This is a genomic window from Streptomyces sp. NPDC048462 (assembly GCF_043200175.1).
Classification (GTDB): Bacteria; Actinomycetota; Actinomycetes; order Streptomycetales; family Streptomycetaceae; genus Streptomyces.
This window is the reverse complement of record NZ_JBICXG010000034.1, coordinates 16466-29079: the sequence shown is the minus strand read 5'-3', so window position 1 is coordinate 29079 and position 12614 is coordinate 16466. Positions and strand designations below refer to the sequence as shown.

Here is a 12614-nt window from a genome sequence, read left to right as displayed (position 1 = left end):
TCAGCGGTCGTTCTGCGCGAGCCGCAGCAGATGGTCGGCGAGCGCCTGCCCGCCCGCCGGGTCACGGCTGATCAGCATCACCGTGTCGTCCCCGGCGATGGTGCCGAGGATGTCGTGCAGTTCGGCCTGGTCGATGGACGAGGCGAGGAACTGGGCGGCGCCCGGGGGCGTGCGCAGCACCACGAGGTTGGCCGATGCCTCCGCCGAGATCAGCAGTTCGGCGGAGAGGCGGCGCATCCGCTCCTCCTTCGCCGAGCCGCCGAGCGGTGCGTGCGGGGTACGGAAACCGCCCTCGCTCGGCACCGCGTAGATCAGCTCACCTCCGGTGTTGCGGATCTTCACCGCACCCAGTTCGTCCAGATCCCGCGAGAGCGTCGCCTGGGTGACGCTCAGTCCGTCGTCGCTGAGGAGCTTGGCCAGCTGGCTCTGCGAGCGCACCGGCACCCGGTTCAGGATGTCCACGATCCGGCGGTGGCGTGCCGTGCGGGTCTGCGGCACGGACGGCCCGCCGTGCTCGGAGTCCTGCGCCTCGGTCATCGTCGTCGCCCCATTCTCCGGAACGTCATTCTCCGGATCGTCCGTGTGCCGCGTCGAGTACGCCGGGAAGTGCCCGGAGGAACGTGTCCACCTCCGTGTCACCGATGATCAGGGGCGGCATCAGCCGTACGACATCGGGTGCGGGTGCGTTCACCAGGAGTCCGGCTCCCTGAGCCGCCTGCTGCACCTGGGGTGCGAGGGGCTCGGTGAGCACGATACCCAGCAGCAGGCCGGAGCCCCGGACATGGGAGACCAGCGGGTGTCCCAGGCCCTCCACGCCCTCCCGGATCCGTTCACCGAGCCGCTTCACGTCGTCCAGGGCGCCGTCGGCGGCCAGGGTGTCCAGCACCGCGAGTCCGGCGGCGCAGGCGACCGGGTTGCCACCGAAGGTCGTCCCGTGCTGGCCGGGCGCCAGCAGGTCGGCGGCCGCGCCGAACGCCACCGTGGCGCCGATCGGCAGTCCGCCGCCGAGGCCCTTGGCGAGGGTGACCAGATCGGGCTCGACGCCCTGGTGCTGCTGGTGCTCGAACCACGTGCCGCAGCGGCCGATGCCGGTCTGCACCTCGTCGAGGACCAGCAGGGTTCCGGTGGCCCGGGTGATCTCCCGGGCCGCCTCCAGGTAGCCCTTGGGCGGGACGACCACACCGTTCTCGCCCTGGACCGGCTCGATGACCAGCAGGGCGGTGTCGGTGGTGACCGCCGCCCGCAGCGCCTCGGCGTCCCCGTACGGGACGTGGGTGACGTCACCGGGCAGCGGGACGAACGGCTCGCGCTTCTTGGGCTGGCCGGTGAGCGCGAGGGCGCCCATCGTCCGGCCGTGGAAGCCGCCGTCGGTGGCGACCATGTGGGTGCGCCCGGTCAGCCGGCCGATCTTGAACGCGGCCTCGTTGGCCTCGGCGCCCGAGTTGGAGAAGTAGACCTTGCCGGTCCGCCCGAAGAGCTGGAGGAGCCGTTCGGCGAGCGCGACGGGGGGTTCGGCGATGAAGAGGTTGGAGACGTGGCCGAGGGTGGCGATCTGGGCGGAGACCGCCTCGACGATCGCGGGGTGGGCGTGGCCCAGCGCGTTCACCGCGATGCCGCCGACGAAGTCGAGGTACTCGGTGCCGTCGGCGTCCCACACCCGGGCACCCTCACCCCGGACGAGGGACAGCTTCGGGGTGCCGTAGTTGTCCATCAGCGCGCCCTGCCAGCGCTGCGAGAGCTCAGCGTTGCTCATGCTTCCCCCTGTGCGTCGGGCACGACCATCGTGCCGATTCCCTCGTCGGTGAAGATCTCCAGCAGGATCGAGTGCTGGACCCGGCCGTCGATGACCCTGGCCGTCTCGACGCCGTTGCGCACGGCGTGCAGGCAGCCCTGCATCTTGGGCACCATGCCGCTGGAGAGTTCCGGCAGGAGCTTCTCCAGTTCGGTGGCGGTGAGACGGCTGATCACGTCGTCGCTGTTGGGCCAGTCCTCGTAGAGGCCCTCGACGTCGGTGAGCACCATCAGTGTCTCGGCGTTCAGCGCGGCGGCGAGTGCGGCGGCCGCGGTGTCGGCGTTGACGTTGTAGACGTGGTTGTCCTCCGCCGAGCGGGCGATGGAGGAGATGACCGGGATGCGGCCGTCGTCCAGGAGCGCCTGGATGGCCCCGGTGTCGATCGCGGTGATCTCCCCGACCCGGCCGATGTCGACTGCCTCGCCGTCGATGACGGGCCGGTGCTGGGTGGCGGTGATGGTGTGGGCGTCCTCGCCGGTCATGCCGACGGCGAGCGGCCCGTGCTGGTTGAGCAGGCCCACCAGCTCGCGCTGGACCTGTCCGGCGAGCACCATCCGTACGACGTCCATCGCCTCGGGCGTGGTGACGCGCAGACCGGCCTTGAACTCGCTGACCAGGCCCTGCTTGTCGAGCTGGGCGCTGATCTGCGGGCCGCCGCCGTGCACGACGACGGGCTTGAGGCCCGCGTGCCGCAGGAAGACGACGTCCTGTGCGAAGGCAGCCTTCAGCTCCTCGTCGATCATGGCGTTGCCGCCGAACTTGATGACGACGGTCTTGCCGTTGTGCCGGGTCAGCCAGGGCAGCGCCTCGATGAGGATCTGCGCCTTCGGGAGTGCGGTGTGCTTCCGCGCGGCGCTCATGAGCTGTACGCGCTGTTCTCGTGGACGTAGTCCGCGGTCAGGTCGTTGGCCCAGATGACGGCGGACTCGGTGCCCGAGGCGAGGTCGGCGGTGATCCTGACCTCCCGGTAGCGCATGTCCACGAGGTCGCGGTCCTCGCCGACGCCACCGTCTCTGCAGACCCAGACGTCGTTGATGGCGACGTTCAGCTCGTCCGGCTCGAAGGCCGCCTTCGTCGTACCGATGGCGGACAGCACCCGGCCCCAGTTGGGGTCCTCGCCGTGGATGGCGCACTTGAGGAGGTTGTTACGGGCGATGGAGCGGCCCACCTCGACGGCGTCGTCCTCGGTCGCGGCGTTGACGACCTCGATCCGGATGTCCTTGGACGCGCCTTCCGCGTCGCCGATCAGCTGCCGGGCCAGGTCGTCGCAGACGGTGCGCACGGCCTCGGCGAACTCCGCCCGGTCCGGGGTGATCGCGGATGCGCCGGAGGCCAGCAGCAGCACGGTGTCGTTGGTGGACATGCAGCCGTCGGAGTCGACCCGGTCGAAGGTGGTGCGGGTCGCGTCGCGCAGCGCGGCGTCCAGTCCGGCCGCGTCCACGTCGGCGTCGGTGGTGAGGACGACGAGCATGGTGGCGAGGCCGGGGGCCAGCATGCCGGCGCCCTTGGCCATCCCGCCGACGGTCCAGCCCTCGCCGCCGGCGACGGCGGTCTTGTGCACGGTGTCGGTGGTCTTGATGGCGATGGCGGCCTTCTCGCCGCCGTGCTCGCTCAGGACCCCCGCGGCCTTCTCGATGCCGGGGAGCAGCTTGTCCATGGGGAGCAGCAGCCCGATGAGGCCGGTCGAGGCGACGGCGATCTCGCCGGCGCTGTGTCCGCCCAGGACCTCGGCGGCCTTCTCGGCGGTGGTGTGGGTGTCCTGGAAGCCCTGCGGCCCCGTACAGGCGTTGGCGCCGCCGGAGTTGAGGACGACGGCGGTCACCGCGCCGCCCTTGAGGACCTGCTCCGACCAGCGGACCGGGGCGGCCTTGACACGGTTGGAGGTGAAGACGCCGGCGGCGGCGCGACGCGGGCCGTTGTTGACCACGAGGGCCAGGTCCGGGTTACCGCTCTCCTTGATTCCGGCGGCGATGCCCGCCGCCGAGAATCCCTGTGCTGCCGTGACGCTCACGGTGCGACTCCGATCGTGGAAAGACCTGTGTCCTCGGGGAGTCCGAGGGCGATGTTCATGCTCTGCAGGGCACCGCCCGCGGTGCCCTTGGCGAGGTTGTCGATGGCGCTGATCACGATGATCCGGCCGGCCGCCCCGTCGTGGGCGACCTGGACCTGGACCGCGTTGGAGCCGTACACGGCGGCGGTCGAGGGCCACTGCCCCTCGGGCAGCAGATCGACGAACGGCTCGTCCGCGAAGGCCTTCTCGTACGCGGCGCGCAGGGACTCGGCGCTCACACCGGGCTTCGCCTTGGCGCTGCAGGTCGCGAGGATGCCGCGGGGCATCGGGGCGAGGGTCGGCGTGAAGGACACGGTGACGGGCTCGCCGGCCGCCGCGCTGAGGTTCTGGATCATCTCGGGCGTGTGCCGGTGGACGCCGCCGACGCCGTACGGCGACATGCTGCCCATCACCTCGGACCCGAGCAGGTGCGGCTTGGCCGCCTTGCCCGCGCCGGAGGTGCCGGAGGCGGCGACGATCACGGCCTCGGGCTCGGCGAGCTGGGCCGCGTACGCCGGGAAGAGTGCGAGCGACACCGCGGTGGGGTAGCAGCCGGGCACCGCGATACGCTTGGTGCCCGCCAGTCCGGCCCGCCCGCCGGGCAGCTCGGGCAGGCCGTACGGCCAGGTTCCCGCGTGCGGCGAGGCGTAGAACCTCTCCCAGTCCGCGGCGTCCTTGAGCCGGAAGTCGGCCCCCATGTCCACCACGAGCACATCGTCACCGAGCTGCTCCGCCACGGCGGCGGACTGCCCGTGCGGCAGCGCGAGAAAGACCACGTCGTGGCCGGCGAGCACCTCGGGCGTGGTCGGCTGAAGAACGCGCCCGGCGAGCGGCCGCAGGTGCGGCTGGAGCGCCCCGAGCGGCTGCCCCGCGTTGGAGTTCGCGGTGAGGGCCCCGATCTCGACCTCCGGGTGGACCAGCAGAAGACGCAGCAACTCCCCGCCGGCGTATCCGCTCGCCCCTGCCACCGCTGCACGTACCACCATCGAAATCCTCCTCGTCGATGGCATGACTATACGCAGCGTCGCACTTTTATGCAAAGAATTGGGTCACCGGAGGCGGCTCGCCGGGTCAGGCGCCGTCAAGGCGGTCGAGCAGTGCCCGTGCCTCGACAGTCCGGTGATGGGCCGGGCCGAAGGAGGCCGGCAGGGCATCGCGAGCGCTGCCGGCCCGGACCCGGGCTTCGGCTTCGCGGCCCAGCCCCAGGAGGGCGTTGGCCACGACGAGCTCCACGGAGCCGCCCTCGTGACCGCGGTGCTCCGAGGGCACATCGCGATGCGGGGCGTCGGCACTCGCGGCCTCGGCGAGAGCCTCCTCGTAGCGGGCCCGGCCGTTGAGGCTGCGGGCCAGGCCGAGCCACAGGGCCAGGCGCAGCCGGGCCGGTTCGTGGACCTTGGCCAGGACCTCACGGGCCAGCGCCTCAGCCTCCACATGGCGCCCTTGCGCGTTGAGCGCGAAAACCACCGCGTTATTGGCTGCCGCCGCTATGAACCGCATCTCAGGGCCGGCGCCACGGGTCGCGGCCAGGGCAACGGCCGCACACTCCGCCTCGCACTCCGGGTGCCTGCCGAGCGCGGCCAACTGCTGTGCGACGGTCGGAGCGCAGCTTCAGGGTCTCCCAGTGACCGGCCCCGAAGATCCTGCCGAAGACCGGCAGCGCCTCGTCGTACGCGGCTACAGCCTCGGCATGCCGGCCCTGGGCACCGATCGAGAGCGCGACGACGGTCAGCGCCGTCGGCACATCCGTTTCGTCACGCGGCCGCGACCGGACGAACGCGCTCGCCTCCGCCTCGGCGTAACGCCCGGCCTGATACAGAGCCTCGGCCCCGGCCACGGGAGACGGCTCCGGATGTCTGACGCGCGACCGGAAGAGTTTCATGCCCGGAGGGTAGGGGGACGTCGTCTTCCGCTCGGCGACAGGGGAGGCGATACGGGGCGACGTCGGGTGTCGCTAACCGCCGTCACCGGAGGTCCCGTGCGGGCCCGGCCGACGCCTCCTCCCGAGGCCCACCAGTCTGCTCACGGCGAGCGTCACCGTCGCCACACCACGGACCCAGGGCGGCCCGCCACGCTCCGCCCACACCACGCACACGCAACCGCCGACAACCAGCACCAGGACGACGAGCACCACCGGAACGACCATGTTCCCCCCTATGCGTTCATTGGTCCGGTCCCGACGATGGTCTCAGGCCGCCGCGGGGATTCACACGGAACCGGGCTCCTGCTCGGTGAGGCTCTGTGTCCCCACGACGGACAGGAAGTCGAGACGTTCCGCATCCGGGGTCCCGGGCTGCGCGGTGTAGACCATGACGCGCAGGCCGCTGGTCATCGCGGCGAGACCCGGACCGGTCACTGCGGTGAATCCGCGCCGGTCACTGTGACAATTCCGGACCGGGCACTGTGGCAAATCCGGACCGGCGCTTTCCTGGTACCGCGAGTCCCAGGAAAACGCGTCCACTGTCTGATTTCCGCAGAATGCTCCAGGGTGGTGCCAGGAGAGAAGCCGGCGGCGGAAAGCGGACCCCCGATGCCGGAGACCGAAAGGAAACACCCCCTCATGAGCAAGCTCGCTCTCGTCACCGGCGCGACCTCCGGCATCGGCAAGGCCTTCGCCGAACGCTTCGCCGCCGACGGCTACGACCTGATCGTCGTCGGCCGCCGCCGGGACCGTCTCGCGGAGTTCGCCTCGGCCCACCCCGAGGTGCACGTACGCACGGTCGTCGCCGACCTGTCCACGGAGGACGGCATCGACTCCGTCGCGAAGTACTGCGCCGACGAACCCCTGGACGTTCTGGTCAACAACGCCGGCGTCTCCCACTACATGCCACTGGCCGACCTGCCCGCCGCGAAGGCCCGCGAGCTGATCAACGTCAAGGTCCTCGCCCCCACCCAGCTGATGCGCGCGGCCGTCGGCGGAATGCAGCGGCGCGGCAGCGGAACCCTCATCAACGTCGCCGGGATGATCGCCTTCTCCGGCCCCGCCGACGCCTCGGTCATGCCGCGCCGCGCCGTGTACGCCGGCACCCTGGCCCACCTCGTGGCCATGACGCAGACGCTCAGCGCCGAACTGGCGGGCACCGGCGTCAGGGCCCACGTGGTCTGTCCCGGAGTCGTGGCCACCGAGTTCCACTCCTCCCAGGGCCTGGACATGAGCGCCGTGCCCAGGATGAGCGCCGAGGACCTCGTCACCGGCGCGCTGCGCGGGGTGGAGCTCGGTGAGGTCGTCAGCGCCCCCGGCGTCGAGGACCCCGCACTTCTCCAGGCCGTCTTCACCGCCGACCTGGCCGCCTTCGGCGGCCAGAGCCCGCAGCTGGCCACCCGGTACCGGAGCAGCTGATCCTGCTCCCCGCCCGCCGCGAACGTCCCTCCGGACGCCCCTTCCCCGGGTCCGCTCAGGCCGCGGACCGGGGCAGACCGAGGGACCGGTACTCCTCCACGATCCGGTAGCCGACGCTCGTGTAGAGGTTCATCGCCACCTCGTTGCCGCCCCACACGGTGAACATCAGCACCGAGTCACCGGCCGCGAGCGTCGCCTGTTCGCCGGCCGCCATCGCGGCCCGGCCGTACCCCTTGCCCCGGTAGCGCTCCTCGATGTGGAGCGAGTAGCCGTACGTGACCCCGGGGAAGTGCCCGTGCTTCAGCCAGCCGGTGCCGATCGCGCCGCCCTCCGCCTCAAGGACCAGGAGCGTGGTCCCGGGCGTCGCCAGGCCCCCGGGAATCAGCTTGGCGAAGTCGTCGTCGGACTTTCGTGCGGCGTCCTCGGGGCTCATGGCCCCGGCCCGGACGATGTCATCGACATAGGCGAGCTTCTCGGCGGCGAGCCACTCGGGGTACTCGGCCGGCGTCATCGGCCGTGCGGTGACCCCCTCCACCGGTTGCGGCGGGGAGGCGATGCGCCGCGCCCTGAGCTGGCCCCGGATCCCGTACCCGTCGAACAGGCCGCCGGCGGGCTCGGTGATCCGTATGTCCACCCGGCCCGCGCCGCGCTCCGCGCACCATGCCTCGGCCCAGTCCCGGGCGGCCTCCTCGTACCCGCGTCCGGCGTGTTCCGCCTCGACGCGGAGGTCGCCCATGCGTCCTGCGGGCGCCCCGTCGTCGTCCTCCACCGACACGGCTACGTACCCCACCCGGGTCCCGGAGTCCGTGATGCCGGCGACGGTCCAGCCGCCGACCTTGCCGCGTGTCTCCTCGATCATGCGCCGCGCCGCGGTGTCGTCGAGCCCGGCCTCGAGGTGCGAGGCGGTCAGCCGCCGCTCGAAGTCGCTCTGCCAACCAGCGCTGTCATTAAGGACGTTGAATTCTGTCACCCGGTCACATTACGGGAGGGCCCTTCGTCGCGGCCGAGGAGCGGGAGGGGCGGTCCGGGGCGCCCTCGGCCGTCATCCGGCCGTTCAGTCCCCGGTGCGGGCGAACCGCTCGATGACGGCTTCGTACGGCGTCGGGGCGGGCCCCGCGAAACGTGGCGCGCACCAGGCGGTACTTCATGCTGCCGATGGGATGCGCCGGACTCGTCCTTCAGGCAGATTTCGACTGGATGCCGATGCCCGGGACCCCGGGCAGCGAAAGCGCCCGCAGGGGCGTCGGCAGCAGATGCGCACCGTCCTCCCGCAGCCGCCGGATCGCCTCGGCGGCCCATGCGCCGGGGTGCTGCGCCGTCATGGTGGAACCCACGATCCCGCGCGGCCCGGAGCGGGGCCGGACTCGCCGCCGGTGCGCGCCTGCGTCGTGCGGCCCCGGACCACCGGCCGCTCCCGGTCACCCGACCGGTTCGCCGATGGCCAGCAGGTTTCCCTCGCTGTCCCGGAACCAGGCGCCACGCTCACCCCTGGCGCCCTTGCTCGGGTAGTTCCCCTCGACCTCCGCGATCCCGTCCCTCGTACGGAATCCGGGCGCGTCCACGTCCTCGAACACCACGCCCCTGCGCCGCAGTTCCGCGACGGCCGCCTCGATGTCGTCGACCTCCCATGCCATCTGGGTGAAGGACCCGGACGAGGCTCCTGTCGACCGGAACACCACGAAGTCCACACCGCCGCACCGGTACAGCAGCCCGCCGGGCCGTTCGTCCACCGGCTCCAGCCCGAGCACGGCGGAGTAGAAGCGTCGCGCCCGGTCCAGGTCATGGGCCGGCAGCCTGGTCGCCACTCGTGACCTGGCCAGCATGTTCCCGTCGTCCGCGTTCATGTCTCCACATTGCCGCCGCCGGCCACCGGGCGCGAGGGGACCGCTTCGTCCTCCTCGTTCTCCCGGTTGGCGCGGCCGATCTCGGCCATGTGCTCCTGCGCCCAGGCGCGCACCATGGCCAGCGGTTCCGCCAGGGACAGGCCGAGCGGGGTGAGCCGGTAGTGGACGCGCGGCGGCACCGTCGGCTCCACCCGGCGGTCGGCCAGGCCGTCGCGGGTCAGGCCCTGGAGGGTGACGGAGAGCATCTTCTGCGAGATGCCGGGCATCCTGCGCCGCAGTTCCGCGAAGCGCACCTCCTCCGGGGACGCCTCAGCCAGCACTTTGACGGCCATCGACATCCACTTCGTGCCGATCCGGTCGAGCAGGCCGCGGGTCGGGCACTTCGGGTCGAACAGATCTCCGCGGGTCCCTTGCGGGGGCCGTTGCGCCGGAGGGGTCACCTGGAGCTCACCACCTGAGCCGGAAGTGCCGTCTTGGCACCTCCGTACTAGTTACCTATCGTTTTGTAGTCACCAATGGTAACCGCATCGCGGTCACCAGCCGCGCCGCCCGAACCGATCTGGAGTCCGCCGTGCCCGTCCCGCCGAGTCCCCGTCCCCGCCCCCACCGGCCCGGCCCCGAGCTGCGGCGGGTCGCGGCCAACGGCATCGAGATCAACGTGGCCGTCGCCGGGGAGGGCCCGGCCGTCCTGCTGCTGCACGGCTTCCCGCACACCTGGCGGCTGTGGACCCACGTCATGGACGGGCTGTCGGCCGGGTTCCGGGTCATCGCACCGGATCTGCGGGGGTTCGGCGCCAGTACCCGGGCGGTGGACGGCTACGACGCCGGCACGCTCGCGGCGGACGCCGAGGGCCTGCTCCACGCGCTGGGGGAGAGTTCCGCAGCCGTCGTCGGCATCGACGCGGGTACGCCGCCGGCCTTTCTGCTGGCCATGCGCCGCCCGGGGCTCGTCCGGCAACTGGTGGTCATGGAATCGCTGCTGGGCGGGCTCCCGGGGGCCGAGGAGTTCCTTGCTCAGGGGCCACCGTGGTGGTTCGGCTTCCACCGCGAGCCCGGTCTCGCGGAAGCCGTACTCAGTGGGAACGAGGGGCGGTACATCGACTGGTTCCTCGACGCCGGCACCCTCGGGGACGGCGTGGAGCCCGCCGTCCGCGCGGCCTTCCTCGACGCCTACGGCGGGAGCGAGGCCCTGCGGTGCGCCTTCTCGTACTACCGCTCACTGCCGTCGAGCGCGGGGCAGATCCTGGACGCCACCCGTCGGGGCCGGCTGACCGTGCCCACCATGGCCATCGGCGCCCGGCCCGTCGGCAGGGCGCTCGAACAGCAGCTGCGGCCGGTGACGGACCGTCTCGTCGGCCATGTGGTCGAGGACTGCGGGCACATCATTCCGCTGCACCGGCCCGACGAGCTGCTGCGCCTGCTGGAGCCGTTCCTCGCGCCGGCCGAAACGTCGGCCTGAGCGCCGGACGGGGTTGCGCCGCGTACCCTCCATTCCCATGCCAGCCCCCCGCCTGCACCACGTCGCGGTCCTTGTCCTCGACGGGGCGAAGCCACTCGACGTCGGCATTCCCGCCCAGGTGTTCACGACCCGCGCGAGCATGCCGTACGAGGTACGGGTGTGCGGCGCGGCACCCGGTCCGGTGGCCGGCGGTGACGGCCTGTCGTACTACGTCACCCACGGGCTCGACACGCTCGGCTGGGCCGACATCGTCTTCGTGCCCGGCTACCGCCACCCCGACCGGGAGAGCCCGCCGCAGGCCGTCATCGACGCGCTGGTCGCCGCCCACGACCGGGGCGCGCGCCTCGCCGCCATCTCGACCGGGGCGTTCGCGCTCGCCGCCACCGGTCTCCTGGACGGCCGGCGCGCCACGACGCACTGGCACTACACGAGGGCGCTCGCGGCCAAGTACCCGCTCGTCCGGGTCGACGAGAACGTCCTGTTCGTCGACGAGGGCGGGGTACTGACGTCGGCGGGCGCCGCGTCGGGCATCGATCTGTGCCTGCACGTGCTGCGCGGCGACCTCGGGGTCGCCGCCTCCAACCACGCGGCCCGGCGCCTGGTCGCGGCGCCCTACCGCAGCGGCGGTCAGGCCCAGTACGTGCCGCGCAGCGTGCCCGAGCCGCTCGGTGAACGGTTCGCGGCGACCCGCGAGTGGGCGCTGCACCGGCTCGGTGAACCCCTCACCCTGGACGTACTGGCCCGGCACGCCGCGGTGTCGCCCCGGACGTTCTCGCGGCGTTTCACCGAGGACACCGGATACACCCCGATGCAGTGGGTCATGCGCGCCCGGATCGACATGGCCCGGGAGCTGCTGGAGCGTTCGGAGCGGGGCGTCGAGCAGATCGCGGCCGATGCCGGCCTCGGCACCGGCGCGAACCTGCGGCTGCACTTCCAGCGCATCCTGGGCACCACGCCGAGCGAGTACCGGCGCACCTTCGCCCAGGGCGAATAGCCCGCATTGGGTGTGGCGGGATCCTTACGGACCATGGCGATCACGCCGCTGTCAGGGGCGTGGGGCGAGCGCGATGCTGGAAAGCGAGGAGAAAGGGACTCTCACATGACTCGCATCGCCATCAACGGATTCGGCCGCATCGGACGCAACGTGCTGCGCGCGCTGCTGGAGCGCGACAGCGACCTCGAAGTCGTCGCCGTCAACGACCTCGCGGAGCCCGCGGCGCTGGCGCGGCTGCTCGCGTTCGACAGCACCGCCGGACGCCTGGGCCGCCCGGTGAGCGTGGACGGGGACACCCTCGTCGTCGACGGCCGCCGCATCAAGGTGCTCGCGGAACGCGAACCGGGACAACTGCCGTGGACCGAGCTCGGCGTGGACATCGCGCTGGAGGCGACCGGCCGCTTCACGTCGGCCAAGGCCGCCCGCGCCCATCTCGACGCGGGCGCGAAGCGGGTGCTCGTCGCAGCCCCGTCGGACGGCGCGGACGTCACGCTCGCCTACGGCGTCAACACCGACGCGTACGACCCGGCCCTGCACACCGTCGTCTCGAACGCCTCGTGCACCACCAACGCCCTCGCGCCGCTGGCCGCCGTGCTCGACGAGCTCGCCGGCATCGAGCACGCCTTCATGACGACGGTGCACGCCTACACGCAGGAGCAGAACCTCCAGGACGGCCCGCACCGCGACGCCCGCCGCGCCCGCGCCGCCGGGATCAACATCGTGCCGACGACGACCGGCGCCGCCAAGGCGATCGGCCTGGTGCTGCCCAACCTGGACGGCAAGCTGTCGGGCGACTCCATCCGGGTGCCGGTTCCGGTGGGCTCGATCGTCGAGCTGAACACCACCGTGGCCCGCGACGTGACGCGCGACGAGGTGCTGGCGGCCTACCGGGCCGCGGCGGAGGGGCCGCTGGCAGGTGTGCTCGAGTACTCCGAGGACGCGCTCGTGTCGTCCGACATCACGGGCAACCCCGCCTCGTCGATCTTCGACTCGGCGCTCACCCGGGTCGAGGGCCGCCACATCAAGGTGTCCGCCTGGTACGACAACGAGTGGGGCTTCTCGAACCGCGTGATCGACACGCTGACGCTGCTCGCCACGCGCTGAGCGGTGCGGTGCGCTGTCCGCGCGGCGGGGTGAG

The 12614-nt window shown here is 71.9% G+C and carries 16 protein-coding genes; 4 read left to right on the top strand and 12 right to left on the bottom strand.

Features of this window, described 5'->3' with window-relative positions:
* The 8 genes from ACGFU6_RS34755 to ACGFU6_RS34720 form a co-directional block, all read right to left on the bottom strand.
* Positions 1-537: an arginine repressor gene (locus tag ACGFU6_RS34755; RefSeq protein ID WP_393616568.1), complete on the bottom strand. Its 537-nt coding sequence runs from the start codon at positions 535-537 to the stop codon at positions 1-3.
* Positions 538-562: 25 nt separating this feature from the next.
* Positions 563-1753 carry an acetylornithine transaminase gene (locus tag ACGFU6_RS34750; RefSeq protein WP_393616567.1) on the bottom strand — a complete coding sequence of 397 codons (1191 nt, stop codon included), beginning with the start codon at positions 1751-1753 and terminating at the stop codon, positions 563-565.
* Positions 1750-2652 (bottom strand): acetylglutamate kinase, encoded by a 903-nt coding sequence (gene argB, locus ACGFU6_RS34745; protein ID WP_393616566.1) that lies wholly within the window; start codon positions 2650-2652, stop codon positions 1750-1752. Before argB ends, ACGFU6_RS34750 begins: the two co-directional genes overlap by 4 nt.
* On the bottom strand, positions 2649-3803 hold the full coding sequence (gene argJ, locus ACGFU6_RS34740) for a bifunctional glutamate N-acetyltransferase/amino-acid acetyltransferase ArgJ (protein ID WP_393616565.1): 1155 nt from the start codon (positions 3801-3803) through the stop codon (positions 2649-2651). Before argJ ends, argB begins: the two co-directional genes overlap by 4 nt.
* Positions 3800-4828: an N-acetyl-gamma-glutamyl-phosphate reductase gene (gene argC / locus ACGFU6_RS34735; RefSeq protein ID WP_393616564.1), complete on the bottom strand. Its 1029-nt coding sequence runs from the start codon at positions 4826-4828 to the stop codon at positions 3800-3802. Before argC ends, argJ begins: the two co-directional genes overlap by 4 nt.
* 85 nt (positions 4829-4913) lie before the next feature.
* On the bottom strand, positions 4914-5306 hold the full coding sequence (locus ACGFU6_RS34730) for a hypothetical protein (protein ID WP_393616563.1): 393 nt from the start codon (positions 5304-5306) through the stop codon (positions 4914-4916).
* Between the two features lie 34 nt (positions 5307-5340).
* Positions 5341-5721: a tol-pal system YbgF family protein gene (locus tag ACGFU6_RS34725; protein WP_393616562.1), complete on the bottom strand. Its 381-nt coding sequence runs from the start codon at positions 5719-5721 to the stop codon at positions 5341-5343.
* Between the two features lie 324 nt (positions 5722-6045).
* A complete protein-coding gene (locus ACGFU6_RS34720; RefSeq protein ID WP_393616610.1) occupies positions 6046-6195 on the bottom strand; it encodes a hypothetical protein in 150 nt (49 codons plus the stop codon).
* 204 nt (positions 6196-6399) lie between these two features.
* On the opposite strand from ACGFU6_RS34720, the gene ACGFU6_RS34715 reads away from it, so the two are divergent.
* Positions 6400-7179 (top strand): SDR family NAD(P)-dependent oxidoreductase, encoded by a 780-nt coding sequence (locus tag ACGFU6_RS34715; protein ID WP_393616561.1) that lies wholly within the window; start codon positions 6400-6402, stop codon positions 7177-7179.
* Between the two features lie 55 nt (positions 7180-7234).
* Here the strand turns inward: ACGFU6_RS34715 and ACGFU6_RS34710 are convergent, their stop codons facing one another.
* The 4 genes from ACGFU6_RS34710 to ACGFU6_RS34695 all read right to left on the bottom strand — a co-directional run bounded on the left by ACGFU6_RS34710 (position 7235) and on the right by ACGFU6_RS34695 (position 9463).
* Positions 7235-8149 (bottom strand): GNAT family N-acetyltransferase, encoded by a 915-nt coding sequence (locus ACGFU6_RS34710; protein WP_393616560.1) that lies wholly within the window; start codon positions 8147-8149, stop codon positions 7235-7237.
* 208 nt (positions 8150-8357) lie between these two features.
* Positions 8358-8501: a hypothetical protein gene (locus tag ACGFU6_RS34705; protein WP_393616559.1), complete on the bottom strand. Its 144-nt coding sequence runs from the start codon at positions 8499-8501 to the stop codon at positions 8358-8360.
* 96 nt (positions 8502-8597) lie between these two features.
* On the bottom strand, positions 8598-9023 hold the full coding sequence (locus ACGFU6_RS34700; RefSeq protein WP_393616558.1) for a VOC family protein: 426 nt from the start codon (positions 9021-9023) through the stop codon (positions 8598-8600).
* Complete coding sequence (locus ACGFU6_RS34695; protein ID WP_393616557.1) at positions 9020-9463, bottom strand: winged helix-turn-helix transcriptional regulator; 444 nt, start codon at positions 9461-9463, stop codon at positions 9020-9022. The genes ACGFU6_RS34700 and ACGFU6_RS34695 overlap by 4 nt, the downstream gene beginning before the upstream one ends.
* A 131-nt stretch (positions 9464-9594) precedes the next feature.
* On the opposite strand from ACGFU6_RS34695, the gene ACGFU6_RS34690 reads away from it, so the two are divergent.
* The 3 genes from ACGFU6_RS34690 to gap all read left to right on the top strand — a co-directional run bounded on the left by ACGFU6_RS34690 (position 9595) and on the right by gap (position 12580).
* Positions 9595-10482: an alpha/beta fold hydrolase gene (locus ACGFU6_RS34690; RefSeq protein ID WP_393616556.1), complete on the top strand. Its 888-nt coding sequence runs from the start codon at positions 9595-9597 to the stop codon at positions 10480-10482.
* A gap of 37 nt (positions 10483-10519) precedes the next feature.
* The gene (locus tag ACGFU6_RS34685; protein ID WP_393616555.1) at positions 10520-11476 is read left to right on the top strand and encodes a GlxA family transcriptional regulator; all 957 of its coding nucleotides are present in this window, start codon (positions 10520-10522) and stop codon (positions 11474-11476) included.
* Between the two features lie 105 nt (positions 11477-11581).
* A complete protein-coding gene (gap, locus tag ACGFU6_RS34680) occupies positions 11582-12580 on the top strand; it encodes a type I glyceraldehyde-3-phosphate dehydrogenase (protein WP_393616554.1) in 999 nt (332 codons plus the stop codon).
* Positions 12581-12614: the final 34 nt, after the last annotated feature.

Bases quoted from the DNA above. Each gene is read 5' to 3' on its own strand.
- ACGFU6_RS34755 (WP_393616568.1), bottom strand. From the start codon at position 537: ATGACCGAGGCGCAGGACTCCGAGCACGGCGGGCCGTCCGTGCCGCAG.
- ACGFU6_RS34750 (WP_393616567.1), bottom strand. From the start codon at position 1,753: ATGAGCAACGCTGAGCTCTCGCAGCGCTGGCAGGGCGCGCTGATGGAC.
- argB (WP_393616566.1), bottom strand. From the start codon at position 2,652: ATGAGCGCCGCGCGGAAGCACACCGCACTCCCGAAGGCGCAGATCCTC.
- argC (WP_393616564.1), bottom strand. From the start codon at position 4,828: ATGGTGGTACGTGCAGCGGTGGCAGGGGCGAGCGGATACGCCGGCGGG.
- ACGFU6_RS34725 (WP_393616562.1), bottom strand. From the start codon at position 5,721: ATGAAACTCTTCCGGTCGCGCGTCAGACATCCGGAGCCGTCTCCCGTG.
- ACGFU6_RS34715 (WP_393616561.1), top strand. From the start codon at position 6,400: ATGAGCAAGCTCGCTCTCGTCACCGGCGCGACCTCCGGCATCGGCAAG.
- ACGFU6_RS34705 (WP_393616559.1), bottom strand. From the start codon at position 8,501: ATGACGGCGCAGCACCCCGGCGCATGGGCCGCCGAGGCGATCCGGCGG.
- ACGFU6_RS34700 (WP_393616558.1), bottom strand. From the start codon at position 9,023: ATGAACGCGGACGACGGGAACATGCTGGCCAGGTCACGAGTGGCGACC.
- ACGFU6_RS34685 (WP_393616555.1), top strand. From the start codon at position 10,520: ATGCCAGCCCCCCGCCTGCACCACGTCGCGGTCCTTGTCCTCGACGGG.
- gap (WP_393616554.1), top strand. From the start codon at position 11,582: ATGACTCGCATCGCCATCAACGGATTCGGCCGCATCGGACGCAACGTG.